Genomic DNA, 25,961 nt, shown 5'->3' on the forward strand with positions numbered 1-25,961 from the left:
CCCTTCTCCACCGACCGTCCCGCTGCCGAGCCGGTTGGCGACCGACCGTCTCGCTGCCGAGCCGGTTCGCCGCCGTCCGTGTCTCTACCGGATCCGTTCGCGGCCGCCCGGACCACTGTCGGTCCGTCCACCGCCGCCCGGGCCTCTCATGGCATCGCCACGGCCACCATCCGCCCCAACGGGGGAAAGTTCACGTGAGTTCCACCTACACACGCCTCTTGAAACAGGACCTCTCCGACTTGGAGGAATCCGCCGCGGCGTGGCGAAAGCTGTCCACCACCATGGACACGCTCAACGACCAGCACCGGGCCAAGGTGACCGGGCCGCTGCACGCCCAGTGGGAAGGGGATGACGCCAATGCGGCGCTCTTCTTCCTCGAAGACCTGGAGAAAAGATTCGGCATCGTCCGTACCGAAGCGATGGCCATCGCCGAGGTCCTCACCCTCGCGCACGCCAAGTTCCAGGAGGCCCAGCGGAACCTGCGCGACAGCGTGAAGGGCGCCGAGGCCGAGGGTTTCGTCGTCCGGGACGACGGCAAACTGGAGGCGTCGGCGAGCCAGAAGGAGGCCACGGCCGGCGACGACACCCAGGCCCAGGCTGACCGTGCTTCCCTGTCCATGCTGATGGACACCTATCAGCGGGACATCGACATCGCCCTCGACGACGCCAAGGACGCCGACGACGAGGCCGCCAAGAACCTCGCCGTACTCGACGGCGACATCCTCCAGGGCAATATCGACGACTCCGCGGGCGAGGCCCGGGACGACGTCGCCCAACTGGGCAAGAAGGTGGACCTGCTGGCCGCGCCCGTCGCGCCGGAGGACCCCAAGGAAGCCGCCAAGTGGTGGAACGACCTCTCGCCGGAGCAGCGCGCCTCCCTGGCCGCCCTCCACCCGGAGGTGATCGGCAAGGTCGACGGCCTGCCCTCCGACGTGCGGGACGACGCCAACCGGCTTGCCCTGGAGCAGGAACTGAGCGGCATGGAGAACTACGAGTACCACGACAAGTACTCCACCGACGACTACAACAAGCGCCTCAACAACCTCCAGACGCTGCAACGCGAAATGGACAAACGGGACGGGGAGACCGGTCGCAAGGAACTCTTCCTGCTCGACTTCGACTCCAAGGGCGACGGCCAGGCCGTGATCGCCCAGGGAAACCCCGACACGGCGGACAACGTCGGCGTGCAGGTGCCCGGCACCGACACCACCATGGACTCCACCGGCGGACAGCTCGACCGCATGGACAAGCTTCAGCGGGCCGCCATGCGCGAGGACCCGACGGCGAGCACGTCGATGGTCTACTGGCTCGGCTACGACACCCCGGAAATCCCCGTCTCCCAGGCCGCGAACCTCTCCGTCGCCGGCACCGGACGGGCCGAGGACGCCGCACCGGACCTGCGGAACTTCACCCACGGACTGCGCGCCTCCCACCAGGGCGACCCGGCCCACCTGACCGTGCTCGGCCACAGCTACGGCTCCACCGTGGTCGGCGCCGCCGCCGCGCACGACGGGGGCCTGGGCGCCGACGACATCGCCGTGGTCGGCAGCCCCGGCATGACCGTACGGAAGGCGGACGAACTCAACATCGACCCCGACCACGTGTACGTCGGCCGCGCGGAGGACGACGGCATCAAGTGGGCCGCGGGCGCGACCCTCGGCGCGGACCCCGCCGTCACGGAGACGTTCGGCGGGCAGCGGTTCAAGGTCGACACCGAGGGGCACAGCGGCTACTGGGACGAGACGGAGAGCGGCCCCAGCCAGAGCCTCGCCAACCAGGGAAAGATCATCGCCGGCTCCTCGCCGAGCCCCGCACCCAAGCCACCCCTCAACGATCCGGACCGCCCGGACATCCCGCTGGGACCGCACCCGTGAGCCGCCGCCCGTTCTCCCCCGTCCTGCTCGTCCTGTCCCTGCTGTCCCTCCTGCTCACCGGAGCCTGCGTGTCCCAGCCGTCCGAACACATCAACGCCCCCCTGCCGCGCAAGAGCCGGGCCGACGCCCTCGCCTGGGCCAAGCACTACACCTCGACCATGGCGCACTACGCAGAGGTGGAGATCGCCGATGGCCCCGGCCCGTTCACCGACTACGAGGCGTGCGTCGGCAAGAACGACGAGGTGGCCGACGACGGCCGGTTCAGCCTCACGTACACCGTGTACGCCCAGCTGCCCCGCGCCCAGCACATCGCGGCCGTCCGGAAACTGCGCGCGACCCTGAAGGACCGCGGTGTGGACGTCTCCGACTACACGGAGGAGGCCGACGCCCAAAAGGTGACCCTCTACGGCAAGCACCCGAGCGAAAAGTTTCTGATCATCGCCGACACGGTCAAGCCTCCGAACACCCTGCGCCTCTCCGTCAGCACCTCCTGCTTCCTCCCCCCGGACGCGAAGCAGCAACAGTTCTGAACGGCTGCGGAGTTGGGCGACAGCTTCCGGCCGTACCCAGGCGGGCCTGGCCGTCACTCACCGGGCACGCGGCGATGAACTCGACAGTCACCCTCTGTCCCGAGCCGCCCTGCCCCGCATCTACACGGGCGCGACGCCGCCTGTAGCGGGGCAGTCGACTCGGTCGGGTGGGGGCTGCTGAACGATGTCGTACGGCGGTGAACGCGACCAGAACCGCAGCCACTCCTGACCTGCTTGCCGTGTTCCGGGCCGTACCACTGGAGGGCTTGCCCGGTCACTGCGGCGATGTACTCGAAGTCGTGATCGCGATGGAGCGGGGTGAGCCCCTGCAGCTCCGCGGTCGCGGCGACGACCAGGTCGACAGCTCCGGCACTTCGGTGTTTCCCCTGCTCGGTGAGGGCTTCCTGGACCTGCCAGGCGCGGTCGTACGCGCGGTCGTCGACGGGAACCCAGCCGAAGATCACCGACCTCATGACCCGCCGCCTCACCGAGAAACCACCCCGAACCGGCGCGCCACCTGACCCGACGGAAGACGGAATCAGACCAGACGCCCACCATCGGGCAACACGCTCTATAGCTCCAGGGACCGGGAGAAGGTCCCCACGGGCGCGGCCACGGACACCGCCACGGACACGGAGCCGCGAGCCGGAGCCTTGCCCCTTATGTGACGGCATCGCGAGCAAGCGGCGGGCAGGTGATGTGATCACTCCAATGTGACGGGTCTGCGTACGGAGGCGATGCGTTGAGGGGTGAGCGGGTGCCCGATCCGCAGGAGGATCTGTGGCCGCCACCCGGGTTCCAGCTCGGTCGCGAGGCGGGTCGCCAAGGCAGGTGCTTCCACTGGTCCAGCCTGGATGTCGTGCGCCAACCCCTCGGCTGCCGCGCGCAGCAGGACCCGGTAGGCGGCGCGGCCCGCGTCACACCAGGCCATCGGATCGTCGGCCCTGGTCGCCACGACCATGACCAGTCCCGGCGCGGTCGCGTAGACGGTGCGCACGGCCTCGGCCGCCTGCTCGGGGCGCGTGTGTTCCAAGAACCACTGGGAGGCCGGTATGGCGTGCGGTTCGGCGCCGGGGAGCAGCGCTTCCACGGCCATCCCCCGAAGGACGGGCTCTCCGTGCCAGTGCACCAGTCCGGCGAGTTCGCGGCGCAGGGAGGGCAGGGACAGGGCGGTGGCGAGTCCGGCGGCCGCGAGCGCGCCGATCCTCTCCACGGCTTCCCGGTCGGTGATCGGGAAGAGCCGGGTATCGGCGCCGGTGTCCGGCAGGCCGGTGGAGTCCGGCCAGGGGGGCTTGTTCAGCGGCGCGTAGGGTCCCCGGTCGGTGTGCCGTTGCCGGATGGCCCGGTAGAGGGGGCAGTCTCCGGCCGGGGGGCAGGCGGTGAGGTGCAGCACCGCCATGGTGTGGTCGCCGGGGACCTGCGCCGTGCACGTCACGCGGGCGTGGATACCCCAGCGGTGGGCCGCCACGACGAACGCTTCGATGTACATGGCGAGGGAGAGCGCCGTCTGGCGCCGGGTGGGGTCGCCGGCATCCAGCGCGTAGGCGTCATGGCGGCCGATGTGGAGTGCGTTGCCCATGAGCTTGCAGGCCCAGGGCTGCGCGTTGTGGGCAGAAGGGGCGCGGCCCGCGACCTGGGCCAGGAAGCGCACTTTGTCCCGGAGGGTCCCATCTGCGGGATACCGGTCCGGCTCCTTGGTCACGGCGCGTCCCCGAACAGTGTCCGCATGCTCGCGGTGTACTCGGCGTCGACGCGTTCGCGCTCGGCCACCGCCTGCGGGGCGTGGTGGTCGACGTCCAGAGCCGCGTCCAGATCAACCGCGTACCGGCCGGACGGCATGGGTTGGCCGGTGAGGATCCGCCGGGCCGTGTAGGCCAGCGCGGCACCGGCGAGGGTGGCCGCCGTGCCGAGTTGCGGCCAGCCGACCAGGCGCGTGCCCACTTGCAGCAACGACAGTTTCATCCGTACGGTCACATCCGGCCCCACCAGTGCGTCGGCCAGGAGGACGCGTTCGGCATCCGTGAGGCGCTCGGGCAGCCGGCGCAGCCGCTCCTGGTCCACCGCGCCGTGGAACAGCGGCCGTCGCGGTTCCAGGTCATAGCGCTCCACGTCCACGAGAACGTTGTCACCGTTGTCGGTCGCCATGACGACCGGCACCTTCCGGGAGCGTGCGGTGAAGCGGGCGCGGGCTTTCACCCGCAGGTCGTCGGTCTCCTCGATGAGCAGGTCGAGGCTGTCGGTGCCGCGGCCGAAGAAGTCCTCGGCGGTCCGGTCGGACAGGCCGTCGAACATCTCGATGTGCTGGAAGGGGTTGAGTTCCCACACGCGTTCGGCGCAGAGTGTGGCCTTGGACAGCCCGAGGTGGCATACCGAGGCCGTCACCCGGTTGAGGTTCGTCAGTGCGAGGGTGTCCGGGTCGGCGATGCGCAGCCGGCCCGCGCCTCCCGTACCGACCAGTGTCATGACCGCGGACATGCCCACGCTCAGCCCGGCCACCCCCACCCGGGCGGCGTGGTAGCGCTGTTGCTCCTGTTGCGTGATCAGGTCGCGGTTACGTGCCGTGCGCAGCCGCGAGAACGTCGTCTCGTCCGGCAGATGCACGGCCGTGCGCCGCCACGGGAAGTAGGCCCACACGCCGGCCCGGCGCAGGTCGCCGCCGTGCCATCGGGAAGCCAGGTAGCGCTGGTAGGTGACCTGGTAGTACGGGGAGTCGGCGGCGAGGAAGGGGAACTCGGTGCGGAAGAGCTCCTCAACGATGCCGGCGAGGGCGTCCACCTCGTGCGGCGGTTCCCCGCAGGCCCGCAGCTCCTCGAAGGCCGCGACGTCCTGGCGGCGCGACATGTCGTACAGACGCACGCCGGCCGACGGCCGCGCACCATGGCGTGTCATGGGGCGATCCGCCGGCTCTTGCCGGTGCGTGCGAAGGCCGGATCACCGTGCGGGAGCACGGTCACATCCAGGAGGCACCGACCGGGCATCGCTTCCTCCAGCTTCCGGTATTCCGCGTTGGTCGTCCGCAGCGCTTCGCCGACCGCCCGTCCGATGCGTTGCTGAAGCGGCGGGCTCGGTGCGGTGCCCGGCGCCAGCTCCACCCGCAGGCGCAGGAACTGCTCGCCGCTCTCCGCGGCCTCCTTGCCGAGGAGGAACCTGCCGGATGCCTTGGACACCAGATCGGCCCGTTCCAGCGCCTCTTTGATGTTGTCGGGGTAGATGTTGACCGCGTAGAAGGTGCATACGACATCCCGGCGTCCGTACAGTGCGACGAAGTGCCCTGTCGAGCACTCGACAAGACGCGCGGGCACCTCGTGACCATGCCGGGCCATCGCCTCGGCCAAAGCCGTCATCGACAGCACCCGGCCCGCGTCACCGATGCGGTAGCGGATCAGCGGCAGACCGCTGCGCGCGCTGAGGACGAGATCCCCGCGGACGTCCTCGATGTGGCGGTATCGCGGATCGAACTCCACGAGCGCGGGCAACGCACCTGCACCGGGGAACAGCGCCTCGCACAGCGTCGGATCCTGCGCCGCGGCGCGCCGGACGCACACGGTCAGCGGGGACTCGACGCCGATGACCCCGGTGTCCGCCGAGCCGTAGATCGCCAGGGAGCCGGCGAGAGGATCGGTGGTCTGCGCCGCCTGGTGGGCGCTGTCGCGCCAGTTCTCGGAAAAGCTCTCGCCCGAGAACACCAGGCGGAGTCCGAGCGGCTTAAGAGGTACGCCGGCGGCGGAGGCGGCGACCAGAACATCCTTGATGAGGGCGGGGTAGCCCATGACCACTGCCTGTTCGAAGCCGGGAGCGACGTCCCGCAGGACCCGCACATTCTCCTCGACATCGATGCCGGGACAGATCGCTGTGAGCCGGTAACCCCGCTGTGCCAGACGCAGAACCGCCTCAAGCTGGGCGGTGCCCGCCACGTGCGTACCCATGAAGAAAGAGATCACGCACAGAGTGGACCGGGCACGGCAGTCGAAGGCATCGAACAAGGGTGCGTTGAGGTCGACGGCTTCCCGCAGGCTCTCCTCGTCCCGGGGCCAGTAGAACGGGGCGCCGCTCGACCCCGAACTGGACGCCACCAGGCGGGCACCGCCGAGACTGCCGTCCCACATCAAATCGGCCAGCGAAGCCGACCGCAGATAGTTCTCCTTGGTCATGACCGGAACACGACCGAAGTCGGCAGCTTCCACCACCAGAGCCGGGTCACAGCCGCGGCTGCGCAGAAAGTCCGCATACGCCGGTACGGACACCGACGCCCGCCGGAAGAGCTGCAGTGGCCAGTCACCAGCGGCCGGAGTGGTCAAGACGGACATCAAAGCCCCGCATCTCTCGCTGGCCACGACCTTAAGCTCCGCCCCCGGTGCCGCCCACACCCCAGGGGCCAAGCGGGTGACGTACGCGGCCGACGCGACATGCGGCCCGGAAGATCGAGAAAGCCATCTGGGGACCCCGGCGACACCCCCTGTGGACAAAAACCACGACAACAGGGGGTGAGAACGCGACGAAGGCCCCCACCGCGAACGGTAGGGGCCTTCGACGTAGTGCCCGGTGAGGCACTGGCGGAGGATACGAGATTCGAACTCGTGAGGGGTTGCCCCCAACACGCTTTCCAAGCGTGCGCCCTAGGCCACTAGGCGAATCCTCCGCCGCAAACAATACAAGACGTTGAGGGGTGCTCGCGAACATGATCCGGCGGAGGGGGCTCGGAGCGATCGGCATGAGCCGGTGGAGGGGGCCGGAGTGACCGGCATGAGCCGGTGGAGGTGGGCCGGGGGGACTGGCATGAGCCGGTGGAGGCGGGCCGGAGTGGCCGACGTGAGTCGGTGGAGGGGGGTCGGAGGGATCTTGGGGCGGGGTGGGGTCGTGCGTGGGGTGGGGGATCCGCTAGGGTTGGGCGCAGCCCCTCACGTGGCGCTATCTCACCGAACTCCCCCAGGGCCGGAAGGCAGCAAGGGTAAGTGAGCTCTGGCGGGTGCGTGGGGGGCGTTTGCGTTCCGGGGCTCGGGGGCGGGCCGGTTGTCGGTGCGGGCCGATATCGTCGTATGCGTGTCGTCCCTCGCGCTGTACCGCCGCTATCGCCCCGAGACCTTTGCTCAGGTCATCGGGCAAGAGCACGTGACCGATCCGCTCCAGCAGGCCCTGCGGAACAACAGGGTCAACCACGCGTATCTGTTCAGCGGGCCGCGTGGCTGTGGCAAGACGACCAGTGCGCGGATCCTGGCGCGCTGCCTCAACTGTGAGAAAGGTCCCACTCCCGATCCGTGCGGGGAGTGCCAGTCGTGTGTGGATCTTGCCCGTAACGGGCGGGGCAGCATCGATGTGATCGAGATCGACGCCGCTTCGCACGGTGGTGTCGATGACGCGCGTGAGCTGCGGGAGAAGGCGTTCTTCGGGCCGGCCGGCAGCCGGTACAAGATCTACATCATCGACGAGGCCCACATGGTCACGTCGGCGGGCTTCAACGCGCTGCTCAAGGTGGTCGAGGAGCCGCCGGAGCACCTGAAGTTCATCTTTGCCACGACCGAGCCCGAGAAGGTCATCGGCACGATCCGGTCGCGTACGCACCACTACCCGTTCCGCCTGGTGCCGCCGGGGACCCTGCGCGACTACCTGGGCGAGGTCTGCGGGCAGGAGGACATCCCCGTCGAGGACGGGGTGCTGCCGCTGGTCGTACGGGCCGGGGCCGGGTCCGTGCGTGACTCGATGTCGGTGATGGACCAGTTGCTCGCCGGCGCGGGGGATGCCGGTGTGACCTATGCCATGGCCACCGCTCTGCTCGGGTACACCGACGGATCGCTGCTGGACTCGATCGTGGAGGCGTTCGCCGCGGGCGACGGGGCGGCGGCCTTCGAGGTCGTGGACCAGGTCATCGAGAGCGGGAACGACCCGCGGCGGTTCGTGGCCGACCTGCTGGAGCGGCTGCGGGACCTGGTGATCCTGGCGGCGGTGCCGGACGCGGCGGAGAAGGGCCTGATCGACTCGCCGGCCGATGTCGTCGAGCGGATGCAGGCCCAGGCGTCCGTCTTCGGCGGTGCGGAGCTGGCGCGCGCCGCGGACCTGGTCAACGCCGGGTTGACGGAGATGCGGGGGGCGACCTCGCCGCGCCTCCAGTTGGAGCTGATCTGCGCGCGGGTGCTGCTGCCCGCCGCGTACGACGACGAGCGTTCGGTGCAGGCCCGCCTCGACCGCCTGGAGCGCGGGGCGAGCACGGCCGGGCTGAGCCTCGGCGGGCCCGTGACGGCGGGCGTCGGCGGGCCCGAGGTCGAGTACGTGCCGGGGCCCGGCGCCCATGCGGTCACGCCGCCCGCCGGTCCGGCCGGACCCGCTGCCGCGCGCGCCGCGGTGCGGGGGGTGAATGGTGGCGGAACCGGGTCCGGGATCGGATCCGGGCCCGGCACTGGAGCCGGGGCGGCGGCCGCCGGTGCGGGTTCGGGTGCCTCCGTGCCCGGGGGCCCCGGCGCGGACGCGTCCGGCGCGCCCTCTGGTGCCGCGCCCGCCGGCGCCGCACACGCGGAACCCGCTGGATCGGAGGCTGCGGCTGCCGCCGCGCCGGGCGCCTGGCCGGCAGCCGCGAACCCGGGTGCGGGCGCGGGAACAGGTACGGGAGCAGGAGCAGGTACGGGCGCCGGCGCGGGTGCCGGTCCGGGGGCCGAGCAGGCGGCGCAGCCCGGGACCTGGCCCGGTCAGGGCGGTGGCCAGGGGGCCGGGCAGCGGCAGCCTGGAGCCTGGCCCGGCCAGCAGGGACCCGGCGGTGTGTCCGGTGGCCAGGGCGGCGGTGCGCAGCAGCCCGGGGCCTGGCCCGGCCAGCAGGCAGCCGGGGGCGCGGCCGGACGGCAGCCCGGTGGGTGGCCCACGGCCGCGGCGCCGGGGCAGAGCGGTCCGGGCGGGGCCGGGGGGCCTGGAGGCCCTGCCGGGCCCGGTGGCGGGCCGTCCGCCGCGGGGCAGTCCGTACCCGTACAGCACGGCCAGCAGCCTCAGCAGGCGCAGCAGCCCGCGCAGGGCGGCGGCAGCATGGCGCAGGGCGCCGCGCAGGTGCGGCAGCTCTGGCCGGAGATCCTGGAGGCCGTGAAGGGCCGACGGCGCTTCACCTGGATCCTGCTCAGTCAGAACGCGCAGGTCGCCGGGTTCGACGGCACGACGCTGCAAATCGGCTTTCCGAACGCCGGCGCCCGCGACAGCTTCGCCAACGGCGGCAGCGAGGACGTGCTGCGGCAGGCGCTGGCCGAGAAGTTCAACGTGCAGTGGAAGGTCGAGGCGATCGTCGACCCGTCCGGGGGCACCAACCCCCCCAGCGGGGGCCCGCCCCAGGGCGGCGGCTTCGGCGGTGGCGGTGGCTTCGGCGGTGGCCCCTCCGGCGCTCCGGCGCAGGGCGGCGGCCAGGGCGGGCCGGGCGGCCCGTCCGGAGGCGCGCCGGGCGGCTCCGGGTACGACGGGGGCGGCGGTGCGCCGGGCGGCGGCCAGGGCGCGCAGATGGCGCGGCAGGCGGTGGCTCCGACGGGCGCCGCGTCCGGTGCCGGTGGCGGCCGTGCGGGCACCGGCGGCCATGGCGGCTCCAGTGGTTCCCACGGGTCCGGAGCAGGCGCTTCGGGGCCCTCGGGCGGTGGCGCCGCGGAGCCCGCGTACCGGGAGCCGGAGCCCGCGCCGGTGTCGATCGAGGACGACATGCCCGCCGAGGACGACCCCGACCTCGTCGACTCCGCGCTGAGCGGACACGACCTGATCGTCCGCGAGCTGGGCGCGACGGTGGTCGAGGAGTTCAACAACGAGTACTGAGCCCGCGCCGGGCGGCGGGCCCCGTAAGCCGAGGGGATCGCGGGGCCCGGGGAGCATCCCCGGCGAGTGCTGAGCCCGGCCCAGCGGCGGGCCCGTGTGCCGTGGGGGTCGCGGGGTCTCGGGAGCCTCCCCGGACGGGGCCGCGCGCCGGTGTCCGGGCGCACGGCCGTGCTCCTCCGTACGGCGTAGGGCGTCGCGCCGTTCGAGCACGTAGGCTCGGGCTACCGCACCAATTGTTGTCGTACGGCAGGAGTCACGTAGTGATCCCCGGTGGTCAGCCCAACATGCAGCAGCTACTCCAGCAGGCCCAGAAGATGCAGCAGGATCTCGCGGCGGCCCAGCAGGAGCTGGCCGAGACGCCCGTCGAGGGCTCGGCGGGAGGCGGCCTGGTCAAGGCGACCGTGAACGGCTCCGGTGAGCTCCAGGGCCTGGTCATCGACCCCAAGGCGGTGGACCCCGAGGCAGGCACCGCCGAGGAGAACGCCGAGACGCTCGCGGACCTCGTCCTGGCCGCGGTACGGGACGCCAACGCCAGTGCGCAGCAGCTCCAGCAGGAGAAGCTCGGCCCGCTCGCCCAGGGGCTGGGCGGCGGGGGCATTCCCGGCCTTCCCTTCTGAGCCGGGCCGGGAGAGACCGGCTCCGGTTCGTCTGTCGGCACGGGTTCCGGGACCACCGTTCCGGAACCTCGGGGCCGAAGTGGTCGGGGGATGGGGCTCCCTTTCCGGGGAGGAGCCAACTAGCGTACGCAGCACGGCAGAAGAGAGAGAAGACGTTCCGTGTATGAAGGCGTGGTCCAGGACCTGATCGACGAGCTGGGCAGGCTGCCCGGCGTCGGTCCCAAGAGCGCGCAGCGGATCGCCTTCCACATTCTTCAGGCCGAGCCGACCGACGTCCGCCGGCTCGCGAACGCACTGATGGAGGTCAAGGCGAAGGTCCGGTTCTGCAGCGTGTGCGGCAACGTCGCGCAGGACGAGCAGTGCCGGGTCTGTCTGGACCCGCGCCGCGACCGTGCGGTCATCTGTGTCGTGGAGGAGCCCAAGGACGTCGTGGCGATCGAGCGGACGCGGGAGTTCCGCGGCCGCTACCACGTGCTCGGCGGGGCGATCAGCCCGATCGAGGGCGTGGGCCCCGACGATCTGCGGATACGGGAACTCCTGGCCAGGCTCGCGGACGGCACGATCACCGAGCTGATCCTGGCCACCGACCCGAATCTGGAGGGCGAGGCCACGGCCACGTACCTCGCGCGCATGGTCAAGCCGATGGGCCTTCGGGTGACGCGGCTGGCCAGCGGACTGCCCGTCGGGGGCGATCTGGAGTATGCCGACGAGGTCACGCTCGGGCGTGCCTTCGAAGGGAGGAGACTTCTCGATGTCTGATGCCACGCTGCACGACGCCACGCGGAATCCGGACGATTTCGCCGTACAGATCTCCGACTCGATCGAGAGCTTCATCGTCGCGGTCACCGAGGTGGCCAAGGGCGACGAGCCGGACAGCGCCGTGCCGTTCCTGCTGCTGGAGGTGTCCCAGTTGCTGCTGACCGGCGGCCGCCTGGGGGCGCACGAGGACATCGTGCCGGACGAGCGGTACGAGCCGGACGTCGGCCCGGAACCGGACGTCGACGACCTGCGGGAGCGCTTCGCGCGGCTGCTGGACCCGGTGGACGTGTACTCCGAGGTCTTCGACCCGTACGTACCGCGCAGCGTGCCCGTCGCGTGCCGGATCTCCGACGACCTGGCGGACATCGTCACGGATCTGCGGCACGGCCTGGCGCACTACCGCGCGGGGCGGGTCAGCGAGGCGCTGTGGTGGTGGCAGTTCTCGTATCTGTCGAACTGGGGGCCGACGGCGAGCGCGGCGCTGCGCGCGTTGCAGTCGCTGGTCGCCCACGTACGGCTGGACCAGCCGCTGGACGAGCTGGACGGGCTGGACACGGACAGCGACGCGGCGGACGGCGACGAGGAACGGCTCGCCGAGGAGGCTGGCAAGGTCATGGCGGCGGAGATCGCCGGGCCGCTGGGGCTGCGCGGGGTGTGAGACGGCCGTGCGGCCGGGTACGCGCCACGCACGGGCCGCCCGGCCGGACACCGGGCCCGATGTGACCTGGGTTACCTTTCCGTGTGCCCTTGTGAGAAGCGGGCATGCGCTGGCCGAGCGGGCGCAACGGCGCGCCCACGCCGGTCCACGGACGTTCGTGACGTGAGCGCTGTGTCTCACCATGTGGTATTGGCGAGGCGGATTCCGCCTGCTCGTTAGACTGAGCCGACCGCAGTACCCCCTTTCCGGGGGTCCGGGAGGAAACTCCCGAAGAGACAGTTGCGAGGAGCGCACGTGGGCCTTGTCGTGCAGAAGTACGGCGGCTCATCCGTTGCGGATGCCGAGGGCATCAAGCGCGTTGCCAAGCGAATCGTCGAGGCCAAGAAGAACGGCAACCAGGTGGTTGTGGTGGTCTCCGCGATGGGCGACACGACGGACGAGCTGATCGATCTCGCGCAGGAAGTGTCCCCGATGCCGTCGGGGCGCGAGTTCGACATGCTGCTGACCGCCGGAGAGCGGATCTCCATGGCCTTGCTGGCGATGGCGATCAAAAACCTCGGTCACGAGGCGCAGTCCTTCACCGGGAGCCAGGCCGGTGTCATCACCGACTCCGTGCACAACAAGGCACGGATCATCGATGTCACGCCCGGCCGCATCAAGACGTCCGTGGACGAGGGCAACATCGCCATCGTCGCCGGTTTCCAGGGCGTCTCGCAGGACAAGAAGGACATCACCACGCTGGGGCGGGGCGGCTCGGACACCACCGCCGTCGCGCTGGCCGCGGCGCTGGACGCGGACGTCTGCGAGATCTACACCGATGTGGACGGTGTCTTCACCGCCGACCCCCGGGTCGTGAAGAAGGCCCGGAAGATCGACTGGATCTCCTTCGAGGACATGCTGGAGCTGGCCAGCTCCGGTTCCAAGGTGCTGCTGCACCGCTGCGTCGAGTACGCCCGCCGTTACAACATCCCGATCCACGTCCGCTCGTCCTTCTCCGGACTGCGCGGCACCTGGGTCAGCAACGAACCGCAAGGGGACCAGCCCATGGAGCAGGCGATCATCTCGGGCGTCGCGCACGACACCTCCGAGGCGAAGGTCACGGTCGTCGGCGTCCCGGACAAGCCGGGCGAGGCCGCGACGATCTTCCGCGCCATCGCGGACTCCGAGGTCAACATCGACATGGTCGTGCAGAACGTGTCGGCCGCCTCGACGGGTCTGACCGACATCTCCTTCACGCTGCCCAAGGACGAGGGCCGCAAGGCCGTCGCGGCGCTGGAGAAGACCAAGGCGTCGGTGGGCTTCGACTCGCTGCGCTACGACGACCAGATCGCCAAGATCTCGCTGGTCGGCGCGGGCATGAAGACCAACCCCGGCGTGACGGCGACCTTCTTCGAGGCGCTGTCCAACGCGGGCGTGAACATCGAGCTGATCTCGACATCCGAGATCCGCATCTCGGTCGTCACCCGTGCCGACGACGTCAAGGAAGCCGTGCAGGCCGTGCACAGCGCCTTCGGCCTCGACAGCGAGAGCGACGAGGCCGTGGTGTACGGCGGCACCGGTCGATGACGACACCCGTCACGGGTACGGGCCGCGCGGGTGACCGCGCGGCCCGCAGGCCGCATCTCGCCGTCGTCGGCGCCACCGGCGCCGTCGGCTCGGTACTGCTCGGCATCCTCTCCGAGCGGGCCGACATCTGGGGCGAGATCCGGCTGGTTTCCCCGCCGAACCCTCCATCGCGTTCGGGCAGGGGCGACTCCCGCGCGGCCGGCCGCAGGCTGACCGTGCGGGGCGAGGAGGTGGAGGTCCGCGCGCTGGACGAGGAGGTCTTCGACGGTATCGACATCGCGGTGTTCGACGTACCGGACGAGGTCTCGGCGCAGTGGGCGCCGATCGCCGCGGCCAAGGGCGCGGTGGTCGTGGACAACTCCGCCGCGTTCCGGATGGACCCGGACGTGCCGCTGGTGGTCCCCGAGGTCAACGCGCACGCGGCGCGGATGCGCCCGCGCGGCATCATCGCCAACCCGAACTGCACCACCCTGTCGATGATCGTCGCGCTGGGCGCGCTGCACGCCGAGTACGGGCTCACCGAGCTGATCGTCTCCTCGTACCAGGCCGTCTCGGGCGCCGGCGAGGACGGCGTCGACACGCTGCGTTCCCAGCTCGCCGCCGTCTCCGGTACGGAACTGGGCACCACGCCCGGCGACGTACGGCGGGCCATGGGCGACACGCTCGGCCCTTTCCCGGCGCCGGTCGCGCTCAACGTCGTGCCGTGGGCCGGGTCCCTCCAGGAGGACGGCTGGTCCTCGGAGGAGCTCAAGGTCCGTAACGAGTCGCGGAAGATCCTGGGGCTGCCGGACCTGCGGGTCACCGCGACCTGCGTACGGGTCCCGGTGGTCACCACGCACTCGCTGACCGTGCACGCGCGCTTCGAGAACGAGGTCACGGTCGCCGGGGCGCACGAGATCCTGGCGTCCGCGCCGGGCGTCGTGGTCTGCGACGACCCGGAGGCCGGCGAGTTCCCCACGCCCGCCGACGTGGTCGGCACGGACCCGACCTGGGTCGGGCGGGTACGGCGGTCCCTCGACGACCCCCGGGCGCTGGAACTCTTCGTGTGCGGGGACAACCTGCGCAAGGGCGCGGCGCTGAACGCCGCGCAGATCGCCGAGGTGGTCGCGGCGGAGATGGTGGCGTAGGACGGGCACGGCGGCGGCCGGGTGGTCCCGGCCGAGGCCATGCCCGGGCGTGCGGCGGCCGGGGCCCGGCGCGCGGCGGCCGGGGCCCGGCGTGCGGCGGCCGGGCCCGATATGCGACGCTCGATGGCCGGGGAGGGGCATCGTGGCCGAGGAGCGCCGCTTCGGGGCAGGTGGTGACCCGATTGGTGCTGTCGCTGATCCGCTCAGGAGATACCTTGTGAGTTGTGTGAAGGTCCTGTGAGCGACTCGTTGGTCCAAACCACTTGAACTGGCCCGACGCCGTGTTCGACTATTCGCTCCCCCCTTACTGCAACCGGTAGTTGGGCGGGGAGCGTCTTTGTGGCCGCCCCTGGAGGGTGTCCATGGACCTACGGGACAAATGGGGTATTGGGGAAGAGCTGGTACGCATGAGGGCATTTGACCCGCCGTCAAAGACGGTGTCGTGCGCGTACAACCCTGATGGGGGGAAACGTGTCCAACAGGCGTGGCAGAGGTATTCGGCATCGCGATCGCCCCTGGGGGCTCCGGCGGCACAGCAGTGCGGCCGTTGCGGCCCCGCATGCCCGGGGGTATGCCGGTGATCGCCCCGTGGCCCGCCGCGCAGCCCGCGCAGATCTCCCCTCAGCGTGGGGACACTGACGACGCGATGGCTGCGGGCACGACTGTCGACCATCTCACCGAGACCTACCGCGCGCACTACCGGTCACTGCTGGGCCTGGCCGCGCTGCTGCTGGACGACACCGCCTCGTGCGAGGACGTCGTCCAGGAAGCCTTCATCCGGGTGCATTCCGCCCGGGGCCGGGTGCGCGATCCGGAGAAGACCCTCGCCTATCTGCGCCAGACAGTCGTCAATCTCTCCCGTTCGGCGCTGCGCCGCCGCATCCTCGGGCTGAAGCTGCTCTCCAAGCCGATGCCCGACATGGCGAGCGCCGAGGAAGGCGCGTACGACCTCCTGGAGCGCGACCAATTGATCAAGGCGATGCGGGGGTTGCAGCGCCGCCAGCGCGAGGTCCTGGTCCTGCGGTACTTCGCGGACATGACCGAGGCCCAGGTCGCCGAGACGTTGGGGATATCGCTCGGTTCGGTGAAGGCGTACGGCTCACGGGGTATCGCGGCGCTGCGCGTCGCCATGGAGGCTCCCGCATGAGTGGCAAGCAGTTCGGCCCGTACGATCCGCAAGGCCCGCGGAACTCCCGTGACCAGGGGGAGCCGCGGCACCCGCAACACCGGCAGGACACGCAGGACGGGCACGGTCGGCACGCAGCACAGGACGAGCACGGTCGGCACGGCACGCAGTACCCGCGGGACCCGCAAGGCACGCACGGCACGGACGACGCACAGGACGGGTCCCAGGAACGGCAGCAGGCCGGACAGGCCGGACAGGACACCGGCGGCAGCGTGGGCGAGGACGAGCTGAGGCGGTTGTTGCGCTCCGCCGTCGGCGACCTGGAACCCGCCCCCGACTCGCTCGAACAGTTGCGCCGCGCGGTACCGGCCCGCCGCCGGCGCCGCCGCCACGCCCTGGTCGGCGCCGCCGCGGCCATCCTGCTCGGCGGCACGTCCATCCCCGCGATGGTGCATGTGGCCGACTTCGCCGACGGCCCCGAGGACCGCCCCGCCAACGCCGCCAGTACGCAGCGCACCCCGGGCGGCACCGACGGCACGCACGGCGAGGGCACCGAGCACAGCGGCAAGCCGCCGGCCGGCCACGGCGGGAAGAAGACCGAAGAGGGCAAGCCCGCCGACCCCGGCAAGAGCCCGGAGTCGCACGGCAAACAGCCCGGCCCCGGCGTCAGTACGCCCTATCCGACCGGGACGATGGACGTCACCTCGCCCGCCTGTTCGCGCGCGCAGCTCGGCAACGGTGTCAGTTCGGTCGGCCCCGCCGACACACAGGGCCGCGTCTACGGCTCGTTCCGCGTGGTGAACACCTCCGACAGCGCGTGCTCGGTCGAGGGCGGCGGCGAACTCGGCGTGCAGGCCCAGGGCGGTACGGACAGCTCGCGCGTCAGTGTCGTCGACCACACGGCGGGCGACGCGGCCCCCGCCCTGCCCGACCCGATCACGACCCCGGACCAGCTCGTGCTGAAGCCGGGCGAGGCGTACGAGGTCAAGTTCGCGTGGGTCCCGGCGGAGGGCGGCGGCACGACCGGCTGCACCGCGCCGCCCCCGTCACCGACCCCGGCGCCTTCCAAGGCACCCGGTGAGACCTCGCCGGGCGCCTCAGCGTCCTCCGGCGCGGACGGCGGCGGCACCACGGGCGGCGGCGGCCAGGCCGGTGGCGACGAGGGGACCCCGGGCGGCGGCTCCAACCCGCCGGGCGGCATCGTGCTCAACCACACGCCGGAGGCCGGCGAGCCCGCCGCGGCGGACGCCAAGCTCCCGGACGCCTGCGCCGGAACGGTCTACCGCACCGAAGCCCTCCCGGCGCAGTAGCGGAGGGCGGTGCGGCCCCGCCGTCCGGTCCGGGCGGCGCTCCCCGTACCGTTGGGCTTGTGTACCGATTCCTGCTGACCCCGCGGTGGTGGGGAATCAACGTCTTCGCCGTACTGGCGATTCCTTTCTGCATCTTCATGGGTAGCTGGCAACTGAGCCGCTTCGAGGACCGTGTCGATACGCACCACCAGCAGGAGGACCGGTCCGCCGAGGCGAAGACCGCGGCCGCCCGGCCACTGGGCGAGCTGCTGCCGGTGGACAAGGTCACCTCCGGCCGCCAGGCCACCGCCACCGGCCGCTACGACACCGGGCACCAGCTCCTCGTACCGGACCGCCGGCTCGACGAGCGGCAGGGCTTCTACGTGCTGACGCTGCTGCGCACGGACGGCGGCAAGGCGCTGCCCGTCGTACGGGGCTGGCTGCCCGGCGACGCGAACGCGCCGGACGTCCGGGCGAAGGTGCCCGCGCCGCCGAGTGGCGAGGTGACGGTCACCGGGGCCCTCCAGGCGTCGGAGAATCAGGGCACCGACGGGGTGCACGCGGACGGCGGGCTGCCGTCCGGGCAGCTCGGCATGATCAGCGCGGCGTCGCTGGTCAACATCGTCCCGTACGACGTGTACGACGCCTGGATCACCGTGACCAGGGCGCAGGCGCCGCTGGTCGCCGTACCGCCGACGGCGGCGGAGGGCAGCGGGCTGGACCTGAAGGCGTTCCAGAACCTCGGCTACACCGGGGAATGGTTCGTGTTCGCCGGGTTCGTGATCTTCATGTGGTTCCGGCTCTTCCGCCGGGAGGCGGAGGCGGCCAGGGACGTGGCGCTGGGGCTGGTACCGGCGGATGGGGGAGAGGGCGAGAGGGGCGGTGCTTTTGCGGGCACCGGTTCCGGGAGCACCGGTTCCGGGGCCGGGGTTGAGACCCGAGCCGGGGCCGGGGCCCAGGCCGGGGCTGAGCCCGGGGCCGGGGCTTCCGGCGATGGCGCCGGCTCCGTATCGCGTACCTGAGGCGGAAGGGAGTGGCGGGCCGAGGAGCACGCCCTCCTGGTTGCCGCGCTGGGATGCGCTCCCGCCGGGATGCGCTTCCGCTGGGACGCGCTTCCGCCGGGGTGCGCTTCCGTCGGGGTGCGCTCCCGTCGGGGTGCGCTCCCGCCGGGGTGCGCTTCCGTCGGGACGCGCTTCCGTCGGGGTGCGCTCCCGTCGGGACGCGCTTCCGCCGGGGTGCGCTCCCGCCGGGACGCGCTCCCGCCGGGGTGCGCTCCCGCCGGGACGCGCTTCCGCCGGAATGTGCCCCCGCTACTTCCAGTGAGCCGGGCGGCTGAGGGCCGGCGGGAGCTTGGTCGCCGCGTCCCCCTTGGCCGCGTTGAGCTGGGCCTGGGTGAGGAAGATGCTGCCGGTCAGGTCGGCGCCGCTCAGGTCCGCGTCCCGGAAGTCCACGCCGATCAGGTCGGCGGCCCGCAGGTCGGCGCCCTTGAGGTCGGCGGCGATGAGGCAGGCGCCGCGCAGATTGGCGCCCCGCAGGTCGGCCCCCCTGAGCCGGGCGCCGATCAGGTCGGCTCCCCGGTGGTTCTTCTTACGGCCGGGAACGGTGGCCCGCACCAGTTCCCCGGTGCGCAGCAGCAGGGCGTTGACGTCCTGCCGTACGGCCGCGACATCCACCTCGGCGAGCGCGTCGGCGCTGCCGCGGGTGAGCCGTTCGGTCTCTCCGAGCGCGCGGCGGAGATCCTTGTGGAGGGGACGGGCGGGCGGCAGCGTCAGCGCCTCGTTCAGGTACCAGAGCAGCTCGTGGAGCTGGCGCATGACGGGGAACACGTCGAACATCTGCCGTGCGGTGCCCGGTGCGCTGCGCCAGTCCGTACCGCCGAAGGTGACCTGGGAGACCTTCTGGCCCGCGCCGAAGCAGTCGAAGACCGTGCAGCCGGAGAAGCCCTTGTCGCGGAGGCGGGCGTGGATGCCGCAGCCGAAGTCCTCCTGGAGATTGGCGCACGGCTTGCCGGCGGGCTTGTCGACCGCGAAGTCGGCGGAGGCGGCGAAGGGCAGCGCGACACAGCACAGGCCGAAGCAGTTGCCGCAGTCGGCCTGAAGGTCGGGACGGTCGCCGCCGGCCGAGGGGACTTCGTGCTTCTGGGACACCGCGAGTGCTCTCCTGCCACAAGACGAGCGGGAGGTTGTCCCCGCTCCGTTCCATGATGAGCAGGAGCGCTCTCCTGCCCCACGGCGGACCCCCTCATGGGCCCGCCGCGATCCGTACGAACCTCCATTGTCCCGGACGGGCGGGAGTGACGGGGGACACGGGGGCGGGGAGGGGGGAGGGCCGGCGGGTAGGGCCGGGAGCCGGGGCTGGGCCCCGGTCCCGCGCCCCAGCCCCGGGGCGTGGGCGCCGGGGTGAAGGGCGCAGCCCGGGGCCGGGCCCGGAGGCGTGAGGCCGGGGCCGGGTCGCTCACCTGACGCTCTGGGGCCCCTTCCCCCCGCCCACCCACCCCCTCACCCCCAAGCGTCTACTCCTTGATACCCCCACCCCCGCCCAGCCCCAGGTACCGGCGCGTGAAGTCCAGTTCCAGGCGGACCTGCTTGATGCGCTCCTCGACGACCAGCGAGCCGTGGCCGGCGTCGTAGCGGTACACCTCGTGCGGGTGGCCGCGCTCCTTGAGGCGGTCGACATAGTTCTCCACCTGGCGGATGGGGCAGCGTGGGTCGTTGACCCCGGCGGAGATGTAGACCGGCGCGCGCACCGCGTCCACGTACGTCAGCGGCGACGATGCCTCGAAGCGCTCCGGCACCTCCTCCGGCGTCCCGCCCAGCAGCGTGCGGTCCATCGCCTTCAGGGCCTCCATCTCGTCGTGGTACGCGGTGACGTAGTCCGCCACCGGGACCGCCGCCAGACCCAGCGCCCACGCCTCGGGCTGGGTACCCAGCCCGAGCAGCGTCAGATAGCCGCCCCACGAGCCGCCGGAGAGCACCAGCCGCTCCGGATCGGCCAGCCCGGAGGAGACGGCCCACTCCCGCACCGCCGCGATGTCCTCCAGCTCGATCAGCCCGACGCGGTGTTTGAGGGCGTCCGTCCACTCCCGGCCGTAACCCGTCGAGCCGCGGTAGTTCACCCGCACCACGGCGAAGCCGTGGTCCACCCATGCGGCCGGCGCGGACGCGAAAGCGTCGCTGTCGTGCCACGTCGGGCCGCCGTGGATCTCGAAGACCGTCGGGAACGGGCCATCGCCGGCGGGCCGCTGCACCAGCGCGTGGACCGTGCCGCCGGGGCCCTCCACCCACGCGTCGGTCACCGGCACCGAGCCCGGCGCCTTCATCCCGGGCGGGTCGAGGACGACCCGCCCGCTCGTCGAGCGCACCTCCGGCGGCTGCGCGGCCGACGACCAGAGGAACTCCACCGACCCGTCCGGCCGCGCCGTCGCCCCGGCGACCGTCCCGGCAGGCGTCTCGACGCGGGTGAGCGTCCGCGTCAGCGGCTCATAGCGCCACAGCTCGGCGCGGGCCCGGAACTCGTGCTCCACCAGCAGGGCCGCGCCGTCCGGATACCAGTCGGCGGCCACGTCGCCCGGCAGGTCGATGTCCAGGGCGCTCTCCTCGCCCGACAGCGGGTCCCAGATCATCGGCTCCCAGCGGCCCCGCCGCTGGTGCCCGACCAGCAACCGGGAGTCTCCGTCCACCGGCGCGAAGCCCATCACCGACAGGCCCAGCTCCTCGGTGCCGCCCTTGGTGTCGTCCAGCTCGGCGACCGTCGAGCCGTCCGGGCGCAGCACCCGGATCGCGGAGTGCATCGCGTCACCGTGCTCGGTGTGCTCGACGGCGATCAGCGAACCGTCGTGCGACAGCGCGCCCACGCCCGCCGACTCGCGGTGCCGGTAGATCTCCACGGGGGGCTGCCCGGGCCGTACGACATGGAGGGTGGTGCCGTCCTCGTCCGTGGAGCGGCCGATCACCGCCGTGCCGTCCCGGCCGAGGGCCAGGCCCGCCGGGTACGAGGGCTCCAGGCCCGGCGCGGCCGGCTCGTCCGGGCCACCGCCGAACGGCTGCCGCTGCCAGATGCCGAACTCGTCCCCGTCGGTGTCCGCGAACCACCAGATCCACTCGCCGTCCGGCGTCAGGGTGCCGTCCGTCGTGCCGTTCGGCCGGTCCGTGGCCTGACGCTGCTCGCCGGTCGCCCGGTCCCAGGCGTACAGCTCGAAGGTGCCGGTGGCGTTGGAGACGAACAGCGAGCGGTCCGGGGCGTCCTCGGCCCACTCGGGCAGGCCGACCCGCGGTGCCCGGAAGCGCTTCTCCCAGTCCGGCGCGGCTCCGGGAGAACCGGCCGCCTCCGGGGCGCCCGCCCCGGAACCGTCAGTGGTGGTGTTGGTCGTCTCGTCAGTCATGGCCCCATTCTGCGCAGGCCCGGAAAAAATCCGCTGACACGGCCCCCAGCCTGTGGATAACTTCGCCGGATGCTGACACACAAGGGACCTGAGGACTGGCGTTCCGCCAACCGTGCCATGTGGGACGAGCGGGTTCCCATCCACCTCGCCAGCGACTTCTACGACCAGGACGGATTCCGCCGCAGCCGCGACGTCATCCGTGACTTCGAGGTGGCGGAGGTCGGGGACGTCACCGGAAAAACGCTCCTGCACCTGCAGTGCCACATCGGCCAGGACACCCTGTCCTGGGCCCACCGCGGCGCCTCCCGCGTCGTCGGCCTGGACTTCTCCGAGCCCGCGGTCGAGGCGGCCCGCGACCTGGCCGCCGAGGTCGGCATCGGCGCCGACCGCGCCACCTTCCTCGCCGCCGACGTGTACGACGCCGCCGAAGCCGTCGCCGCCTGTGCGGCGGCCCCCGCGGCGTACGACATCGTCTACACCGGACTCGGAGCGCTCTGCTGGCTCCCGGACATCCGCCGCTGGGCCGAGACCGCCGCCTCCCTCGTCGCCCCCGGCGGCTTCCTCTACCTCGCCGAGTTCCACCCGCTGACCGACGCCCTGGACGACGAGAGCGCCTCGCGCGTCGTGCACGACTACTTCAGCCGGGACGCCTGGGTGGACGAGAGCCCGGGTACGTACACGGACTTCGCGGCCCCCACGGTCCACAACCGGCGCGTCGAGTGGCAGCACACCCTCGGCGACGTGGTCTCGGCGCTGGCCGCGACGGGCCTGCGCCTGGAGTTCCTGCACGAGCACGACATGACGATGTTCCAGCGCTTCGGCTCGCTGGAACGCGGGGACGACGGCTACTACCGGCTGCCCGCCGACCGCCCCCGCGTCCCGCTCATGTACTCGCTCAAGGCGACGCGGCCCTGAGGCGCGGGGGACCGACCGGCCGTACCCGGGCCGGCCGGCCCCGTGGGCTCACACGAACTTCTGCGTCCGGTGCCACAGCGCCTCGTCGGTGCCGCGGAAGAACAGCTCCAGCCGGCCGTCCCGGTTGGTGGCGACCACCGGGTCCCCGCCGACGTTGCGTACGACTTCGAAGTGGCCGCTCCAGTCCACGCCGTTGATCTTCGATTCCTCGGCCGCGTACATGTGGCCGTTGGTGCTGTGGTGGAAGACGACCAGCCGCCCGTCGGCCGCGCGCGCCAGTGCGGGGGTGCCCTGGACGCCGCCGGCCAGGCTGGACGCGGAGGTCCAGGAGTCGTAGCCGGCCTTCTGCTGGATGTGCCAGAGCTGGGTGTCGGTACCGCGGAAGAACACCTGGATGCGCTGGTCGGAGTCGAGACCGGCCTCGACGCCGCCGCCGATGTTGCGTACCAGCTCGAAGTGCCCGCTCCAGGAGTCGCTGGAGCCGGGGACCTTCTGCTGGTTGTCGTAGAGGTTGCCGTTGGTGCTGTGGTGGAAGACCTCCAGCTTGCCGTCGCCGGCCCGCGCGACCGCCGGGTTGCCCTGCACGCCGCCGGACAGGCTGGACGGTGCCACCCAGCTCTCGTAGTCGACGTTCTGCTGGTGGACGTGCCAGAGCTGGGTGTCCGTGCCGCGGAAGAACACGTCCAGGCGGCCGTCGGCGTTCACGGCCGGGACCGGGTCGCCGCCGATGTTGCGCACCAGGACGTTGTCCGGGCTGAAGCCGACGTTGACGGCGCCCTGCCGCACGTGGTGCAGATGACCGTCGGAGCCCTTGTAGAAGACGGAGATCCGGCCGTCCACGCCGCGGACGGCGTTGGGCTCGCTGCCCAGCGACCCGCCCAGATTCTCCCAGTCGCTCCAGCCGCCGTCGCGCTTCTGCCAGATGGTCCACAGTGCCTGCTCGTTCTTGCCGCGGGCGAACACCTGGAGCCGGCCGTCGGCGTTCGGGGCGACGGAGGGGTTGCCGACGATCTGCCCGTGCAGGGACGTGACGTCGTCCCAGGCCATGCCGGGGGTGGTGGGGATGTCGACCATGATTGCTCTCTTTCGTGCGTACGAGTGGAGCAGGTCGGCGCACAGGCCAGCCACCGCGACCGCGCCCGAGAACACGGCCCGCCCGATTGACCGGAACCACCCGCCATACCCGGCCAAGAGCGACATCGGCGGCACCCGCGCGCGCCGGACGAGGGGCCGCCGCCCCCCGGCCACACCGGGCGCCGCGCCCTGCGCTCAGTCCAGGCCGCGGGCCTGCTTGAACCGTGCCAGGCCGTCGCCCAGGTCGATCAGCGGCTCCGGGTAGGCCAGCGCCGCCCGCGCCGCGGCGGGCCGCAGCTTCCACGGCTGGTGGACCGCGCCCCCTTCCAGCCCCGGCACGTCCGCCAGCTCCGGCACCCAGCGCCGTACGTAGGAGCCGTCCGCGTCGAAACGCTTCGCCTGCGCCAGGGGGTTGAGGACCCGGTTGGGGCGCGTGTCGGTGCCGGTGCCCGCCGCCCACTGCCAGTTGAGCTGGTTGTTGGCCAGGTCGCCGTCGACCAGGAGCGACAGGAAGTGCGCCGCGCCCAGGCGCCAGTCCAGATACAGCGTCTTGGTCAGGAAGGAGGCCGTCAGCAGCCGTGCGCGGTTGTGCATCCACCCCTCGTGGACGAGCTGCCGCATCGCCGCGTCCACGATCGGGTAGCCGGTGCGGCCGGTGCGCCACGCCTCGGCCTCCTGCTCGTCGCGGCGCCACAGGTCGTGCCGCGTCCGGTAGTCGGCGTGTGCCGCGGCCGGGCGGGCCGCGAGGACCTGGTGGTGGAAGTCCCGCCAGGCCAACTGCCGTACGAACGCCTCGGCACCGTCACCGCCCGCCTCACGGGCCCGGCCGACCAGTTCGACGGCGGACAGCGTGCCGAAGTGCAGATGCGGGGAGAGCCGGGACGTCGCGTCCCCGGCGAGGTCGTCCTGCCCCTGCGCGTAGTGGCGCAGCGGGCTGCCCAGCCAGGCCGTCACCCGGCGGCGGCCTGCCACCTCACCGCCCGTCGCCAGCCCCGGCGACACCCCGGACACCGCATGCCGCCGCGGTACGGGCCCGGAGCCGACCGCCTCGGGCACCCGCACCCGCCGGGGCGCCCGCAGCACGTCCCGGTGGCGTGCGGCCTGCCAGCGCCGGAAGTACGGCGTGAAGACCGCGAAATGGTCCCGGCCGGCCGGGGTGACCTCGCCCGGCGCGAGGGCGGTGATCACCGCGTCGTGCACGTGCAGCCGCCGCCCGTCGGCCTCCAGCACCCGCCGCAGCCGCTCCTCACGGCGGTGCGCGTACCCGCTGACCCCGCCGGCCACATGCACGTCGCGCGCGCCCGCCTCGGCGGCGGCCTCGGCGGTCCGCTCGACGACGTCTCCCGAACGGATGACGAGCCGGCCCCCGCGTGCGCGCAGCGCGTCGTCCAGGTCCGCCAGGCAATCGGCCAGGAAGGCACGCCGGTTGGGCACGTCGAAGCCCGCCGCCCGTACGCCGTCGTCGAGCACGAACAGCGGCACGACGCCGCCCGTGCCCTGCGCGGCGGCGTGCAGGACCGGGTTGTCGTGGACCCGCAGGTCGGAGGTGAACAGGGCGATCGAGGCAGCACTCACGCGGGTCGCTCCGGGCTTCGTGGGGAGGAGGTGGGGGAGTGGCGCGGTCGGGGCGTACGGCGCTACGCGCACGTACCCCGGCCGCGCGCACCGGACGCCGGCCACAGCACCCCCGCGGCCGACAGCGCGCCCCACCCCAGGGAGACGGCCACCGCCGCCCGCCGCCGGGCCCGCCCCGGCAGGGTCACGCCGAGCAGCGCCGCGTCGCCGAGGTCCGCCGCGATCCGCAGGCAGGCGGCGGTGCGCAGCGCCGGGCCCGCCGGTGCCAGGGCCAGTGCCAGGCCGCAGGCCGCGTCGCGCCAGGCCAGCGGGCGCAGTGAGGTGCGGGTGGCGGAGGGCGTCCGGCCGTCCGCGTCCGTGAGACCGGAGGGCCGGGCCAGCAGGGCGGGCCGTGCGGTGACCGCCAGGCCGTACACCGCTGTCATCGCACCCACCGTGCGCAGCAGTCCCACGTGCATCGTGCGCCTCCTCTGCCGGACCTGTCCGTACCCACTCTTCCGCTTCCGCCGCCCTCCGGCGGCACAACGCGCCCGGTGGACCGCCGGTACCTCAGACGTCCAGCTCGGACTCGACCTTGCGCAGGCCGTGCCGGGCGGCCTCCAGGTCGCTGCCGGCCCGGTCCGGGACGAGGTGGACGAAGATGCCCCGGCCATCCGCGCCGGGTCAGCGGACGGATGAGGTGGTACTCGTCGTCCAGGTGATC

At 72.1% G+C, this 25,961-nt stretch carries 20 protein-coding genes, 1 tRNA gene, 1 other RNA gene and 1 pseudogene; 13 read left to right on the forward strand and 10 right to left on the reverse strand.

All coding sequences use genetic code 11. From position 1 onward, the window contains the following. Positions 1-218 precede the first annotated feature (218 nt). Entirely contained in the window at positions 219-1,874 is a 1,656-nt protein-coding gene (locus ACH4EB_RS10340; RefSeq protein ID WP_398346955.1) for an alpha/beta hydrolase, read from the forward strand. After that, positions 1,871-2,404 (forward strand): hypothetical protein, encoded by a 534-nt coding sequence (locus tag ACH4EB_RS10345; protein ID WP_398346956.1) that lies wholly within the window; start codon positions 1,871-1,873, stop codon positions 2,402-2,404. The genes ACH4EB_RS10340 and ACH4EB_RS10345 overlap by 4 nt, the downstream gene beginning before the upstream one ends. A gap of 233 nt (positions 2,405-2,637) precedes the next feature. On the opposite strand, the pseudogene ACH4EB_RS10350 reads toward ACH4EB_RS10345, so the two are convergent. From ACH4EB_RS10350 to ACH4EB_RS10370, 5 genes and pseudogenes are all read right to left on the reverse strand, one after another. Further along, positions 2,638-2,868, reverse strand: a pseudogene (locus ACH4EB_RS10350) (PIN domain-containing protein); the annotation flags it as partial. A 239-nt stretch (positions 2,869-3,107) separates the two neighbouring features. Beyond that, complete coding sequence (locus tag ACH4EB_RS10355) at positions 3,108-4,106, reverse strand: hypothetical protein (RefSeq protein WP_398346957.1); 999 nt, start codon at positions 4,104-4,106, stop codon at positions 3,108-3,110. Then, on the reverse strand, positions 4,103-5,293 hold the full coding sequence (locus ACH4EB_RS10360) for a ThiF family adenylyltransferase (protein ID WP_398346958.1): 1,191 nt from the start codon (positions 5,291-5,293) through the stop codon (positions 4,103-4,105). Before ACH4EB_RS10360 ends, ACH4EB_RS10355 begins: the two co-directional genes overlap by 4 nt. Continuing rightward, on the reverse strand, positions 5,290-6,702 hold the full coding sequence (locus tag ACH4EB_RS10365) for a phenylacetate--CoA ligase family protein (RefSeq protein ID WP_398346959.1): 1,413 nt from the start codon (positions 6,700-6,702) through the stop codon (positions 5,290-5,292). Before ACH4EB_RS10365 ends, ACH4EB_RS10360 begins: the two co-directional genes overlap by 4 nt. 253 nt (positions 6,703-6,955) lie before the next feature. Next, positions 6,956-7,043 (reverse strand) — tRNA-Ser (locus tag ACH4EB_RS10370). 250 nt (positions 7,044-7,293) lie between these two features. Between ACH4EB_RS10370 and ffs the strand changes: the two genes are divergently transcribed. The 10 genes from ffs to ACH4EB_RS10420 all read left to right on the forward strand — a co-directional run bounded on the left by ffs (position 7,294) and on the right by ACH4EB_RS10420 (position 18,335). Further along, an RNA gene (gene ffs, locus ACH4EB_RS10375) (signal recognition particle sRNA small type) lies at positions 7,294-7,392 on the forward strand. Between the two features lie 52 nt (positions 7,393-7,444). Continuing rightward, the gene (locus tag ACH4EB_RS10380; RefSeq protein WP_398346961.1) at positions 7,445-10,171 is read left to right on the forward strand and encodes a DNA polymerase III subunit gamma and tau; all 2,727 of its coding nucleotides are present in this window, start codon (positions 7,445-7,447) and stop codon (positions 10,169-10,171) included. 260 nt (positions 10,172-10,431) lie between these two features. Continuing rightward, a complete protein-coding gene (locus ACH4EB_RS10385; protein WP_106968753.1) occupies positions 10,432-10,788 on the forward strand; it encodes a YbaB/EbfC family nucleoid-associated protein in 357 nt (118 codons plus the stop codon). Positions 10,789-10,947: 159 nt separating this feature from the next. Next, complete coding sequence (recR, locus tag ACH4EB_RS10390) at positions 10,948-11,547, forward strand: recombination mediator RecR (protein ID WP_398346962.1); 600 nt, start codon at positions 10,948-10,950, stop codon at positions 11,545-11,547. Then, complete coding sequence (locus ACH4EB_RS10395; protein WP_398346963.1) at positions 11,540-12,205, forward strand: DUF5063 domain-containing protein; 666 nt, start codon at positions 11,540-11,542, stop codon at positions 12,203-12,205. The genes recR and ACH4EB_RS10395 overlap by 8 nt, the downstream gene beginning before the upstream one ends. Before the next feature lie 294 nt (positions 12,206-12,499). Next, positions 12,500-13,771: an aspartate kinase gene (locus ACH4EB_RS10400; RefSeq protein WP_003984653.1), complete on the forward strand. Its 1,272-nt coding sequence runs from the start codon at positions 12,500-12,502 to the stop codon at positions 13,769-13,771. After that, positions 13,768-14,898, forward strand: coding sequence for an aspartate-semialdehyde dehydrogenase (locus ACH4EB_RS10405; RefSeq protein ID WP_398346964.1), 1,131 nt, complete (start codon positions 13,768-13,770; stop codon positions 14,896-14,898). The genes ACH4EB_RS10400 and ACH4EB_RS10405 overlap by 4 nt, the downstream gene beginning before the upstream one ends. Before the next feature lie 571 nt (positions 14,899-15,469). Then, a complete protein-coding gene (locus ACH4EB_RS10410) occupies positions 15,470-16,045 on the forward strand; it encodes a SigE family RNA polymerase sigma factor (protein WP_030019634.1) in 576 nt (191 codons plus the stop codon). Beyond that, positions 16,042-17,334 (forward strand): DUF4232 domain-containing protein, encoded by a 1,293-nt coding sequence (locus ACH4EB_RS10415; RefSeq protein ID WP_398346965.1) that lies wholly within the window; start codon positions 16,042-16,044, stop codon positions 17,332-17,334. The genes ACH4EB_RS10410 and ACH4EB_RS10415 overlap by 4 nt, the downstream gene beginning before the upstream one ends. A 59-nt stretch (positions 17,335-17,393) precedes the next feature. Then, positions 17,394-18,335 carry an SURF1 family protein gene (locus ACH4EB_RS10420; RefSeq protein ID WP_398346966.1) on the forward strand — a complete coding sequence of 314 codons (942 nt, stop codon included), beginning with the start codon at positions 17,394-17,396 and terminating at the stop codon, positions 18,333-18,335. Positions 18,336-18,623: 288 nt separating this feature from the next. Here ACH4EB_RS10420 and ACH4EB_RS10425 read toward each other — a convergent pair whose 3' ends face one another. Together ACH4EB_RS10425 and ACH4EB_RS10430 are read right to left on the reverse strand one after the other, a co-directional pair. Beyond that, positions 18,624-19,460, reverse strand: a complete 837-nt coding sequence (locus ACH4EB_RS10425) for a pentapeptide repeat-containing protein (RefSeq protein ID WP_398346967.1) — start codon at positions 19,458-19,460, stop codon at positions 18,624-18,626. Positions 19,461-19,825: 365 nt separating this feature from the next. Next, positions 19,826-21,694, reverse strand: a complete 1,869-nt coding sequence (locus ACH4EB_RS10430) for a S9 family peptidase (protein ID WP_398346968.1) — start codon at positions 21,692-21,694, stop codon at positions 19,826-19,828. A gap of 69 nt (positions 21,695-21,763) precedes the next feature. Between ACH4EB_RS10430 and ACH4EB_RS10435 the strand changes: the two genes are divergently transcribed. Next, a complete protein-coding gene (locus ACH4EB_RS10435; protein WP_398346969.1) occupies positions 21,764-22,609 on the forward strand; it encodes a class I SAM-dependent methyltransferase in 846 nt (281 codons plus the stop codon). Positions 22,610-22,657: 48 nt separating this feature from the next. Here ACH4EB_RS10435 and ACH4EB_RS10440 read toward each other — a convergent pair whose 3' ends face one another. From ACH4EB_RS10440 to ACH4EB_RS10450, 3 genes are all read right to left on the reverse strand, one after another. Next, positions 22,658-23,683: a hypothetical protein gene (locus ACH4EB_RS10440; protein WP_398346970.1), complete on the reverse strand. Its 1,026-nt coding sequence runs from the start codon at positions 23,681-23,683 to the stop codon at positions 22,658-22,660. Between the two features lie 195 nt (positions 23,684-23,878). Further along, complete coding sequence (locus tag ACH4EB_RS10445) at positions 23,879-25,258, reverse strand: cryptochrome/photolyase family protein (RefSeq protein WP_398346971.1); 1,380 nt, start codon at positions 25,256-25,258, stop codon at positions 23,879-23,881. A gap of 62 nt (positions 25,259-25,320) precedes the next feature. After that, on the reverse strand, positions 25,321-25,716 hold the full coding sequence (locus ACH4EB_RS10450) for a hypothetical protein (RefSeq protein ID WP_398346972.1): 396 nt from the start codon (positions 25,714-25,716) through the stop codon (positions 25,321-25,323). Between the last annotated feature and the right edge of the window lie 245 nt (positions 25,717-25,961).

The sequence above is a fragment of the Streptomyces sp. NPDC018045 genome, from assembly GCF_044327445.1.
Classification (GTDB): domain Bacteria; phylum Actinomycetota; class Actinomycetes; order Streptomycetales; family Streptomycetaceae; genus Streptomyces.

Bases quoted from the DNA above. Each gene is read 5' to 3' on its own strand.
- ACH4EB_RS10360 (WP_398346958.1), bottom strand. From the start codon at position 5,293: ATGACACGCCATGGTGCGCGGCCGTCGGCCGGCGTGCGTCTGTACGAC.
- ACH4EB_RS10395 (WP_398346963.1), top strand. From the start codon at position 11,540: ATGTCTGATGCCACGCTGCACGACGCCACGCGGAATCCGGACGATTTC.
- ACH4EB_RS10405 (WP_398346964.1), top strand. From the start codon at position 13,768: ATGACGACACCCGTCACGGGTACGGGCCGCGCGGGTGACCGCGCGGCC.
- ACH4EB_RS10410 (WP_030019634.1), top strand. From the start codon at position 15,470: ATGCCGGTGATCGCCCCGTGGCCCGCCGCGCAGCCCGCGCAGATCTCC.
- ACH4EB_RS10415 (WP_398346965.1), top strand. From the start codon at position 16,042: ATGAGTGGCAAGCAGTTCGGCCCGTACGATCCGCAAGGCCCGCGGAAC.
- ACH4EB_RS10430 (WP_398346968.1), bottom strand. From the start codon at position 21,694: ATGACTGACGAGACGACCAACACCACCACTGACGGTTCCGGGGCGGGC.
- ACH4EB_RS10435 (WP_398346969.1), top strand. From the start codon at position 21,764: ATGCTGACACACAAGGGACCTGAGGACTGGCGTTCCGCCAACCGTGCC.
- ACH4EB_RS10440 (WP_398346970.1), bottom strand. From the start codon at position 23,683: ATGGTCGACATCCCCACCACCCCCGGCATGGCCTGGGACGACGTCACG.
- ACH4EB_RS10450 (WP_398346972.1), bottom strand. From the start codon at position 25,716: ATGCACGTGGGACTGCTGCGCACGGTGGGTGCGATGACAGCGGTGTAC.